This window comes from Intrasporangium sp. (assembly GCF_032907665.1).
GTDB lineage: Bacteria > Actinomycetota > Actinomycetes > Actinomycetales > Dermatophilaceae > Intrasporangium.
Genome location: NZ_JAJJPG010000080.1, coordinates 1 through 1,492 on the forward strand (window position 1 = coordinate 1; position 1,492 = coordinate 1,492).

Consider the following 1,492-nt stretch of genomic DNA (forward strand, 5'->3'; position numbering starts at 1 on the left):
GCACAGGCCACACACGCTCCATCTGCCGTATGCCGCTGAGCTGGGAGAGCGCCTCAGGCGCGGAGCCAGCCCAGCGGCATACCGCTCGGACCGTGGGTGCTGGTGGGCGCGCTCAGCTGCCCGCACCGGCGAGGCGGGCCACCACCTCGACGAGATGGCCCACCTCCGGGGCCGTGCCGAAGGCCAGCCGAAGGTGTGGGCCGTGTGACTCCTCGGCGAAGAACCGGCTACCCGAGGCGACCTGAACGCCGTGGTCGCGTGCGCGAGCGGCCAGTGCGTCGACGTCGGTGCCGTGCGGAAGCTCGGCCCAGAGGTGGAGGCCCCCCCTGGGCGTGGTGACACTCCACGTCGGCAGGTCGCGCCTGACCGCCGTGCCAAGAACCTCACAGCGTTCCCCCAGGGCTCTGGCGAGGGAGCGCAGGTGGCGATTCCACGCCGGCGAGCCCACCAGCTCCACCGCCGCCGCCTGGAGCACGCGGCTGACGAAGAGGTCCTCCACGTGCTGGATGCGACGGAGTCGCTCGCCGACCGGTCCGCGAGCGACAACAGCCGCAACACGCAGGCTGGGCGCTGCTGGCTTGGTCAGCGAGGTCACCAGGATCACCGTGCCATCGGGATCGAACGCGGTGAGCTGCGGTGGATGCTCGGGCCCGTGGGAGAGCAGCCGCGCGTAGTCGTCCTCGACCACGAAGGCGTTGGCAGCCCGGGCGATCTGCACCACGGCCCTGCGACGCTCGGTCGACATCGTCGCTCCAGTGGGATTGTGGTGGGTCGGCTGACAGTAGACGGCGCGCGCCCCTGTCATCTCGAAGGCCACGGCGAGCAGGTCTGGGCGCACGCCCTCCTCGTCCATCGGCACCGCCACCGGCCGCAGCCCGGCAGCGCGCACAGCGGCCAACGCGCCCGGGTAGGTTGGCGCCTCCACCAGGACGGGCCGGCCCGGCCGCGCAACCGCCCGGAGGACCAGGGAGATCCCGCGCTGACCGCCCGAGGTCACGAGGACGTCGTCGGCCGCCACATCCCCGGCGGTGCCGTTGGCGAAGTACGTCCGCAGCGTTGTCAAGCCGCGCGCCGGCGCCCGACCCCAGACGTCGAGGCGGCGTGCGGCCCGGCCCATCGCGGTGCCGAGAGCGCTGGTGGGTTGCAGAGCGCTCGTGACGTAGCCGCCGTCGAGGACGAGGGTGGCGTCGCCCACGACCTGGGACTCGTCCTCGAACGGCCGGGTGTCGACCGGCCGGTCGGCGAGCGCCAGGCTCTGCCACGCGAGGTCGGGTGCCACCGGGTGTTCCGACCGGCGCGCCGCCACGTAGGTGCCACTGCCAGGGCGCGTCACCAGCAGACCCTCTGCCACGAGCTGAGCGACCGCGCGGCTGATCGTGACCGGGCTCGCGTGGTGATACTCCTGCAACTCACGGCTGCTCGGCACGCGGGTCCCAGGTGGCGCCGTCCGCACGAGCTCGCGGAGCGCGCGGGCAACGCCGTCCGAAGTGTT

The 1,492-nt window shown here is 72.9% G+C and carries 1 protein-coding gene; it reads right to left on the reverse strand.

The window, feature by feature from the left end; translation table 11 throughout:
- Positions 1-112: 112 nt before the first annotated feature.
- A partial coding sequence (locus LOY02_RS12450) for a PLP-dependent aminotransferase family protein (protein ID WP_317182679.1) occupies positions 113-1,492 on the reverse strand: 1,380 nt, incomplete at its 5' end.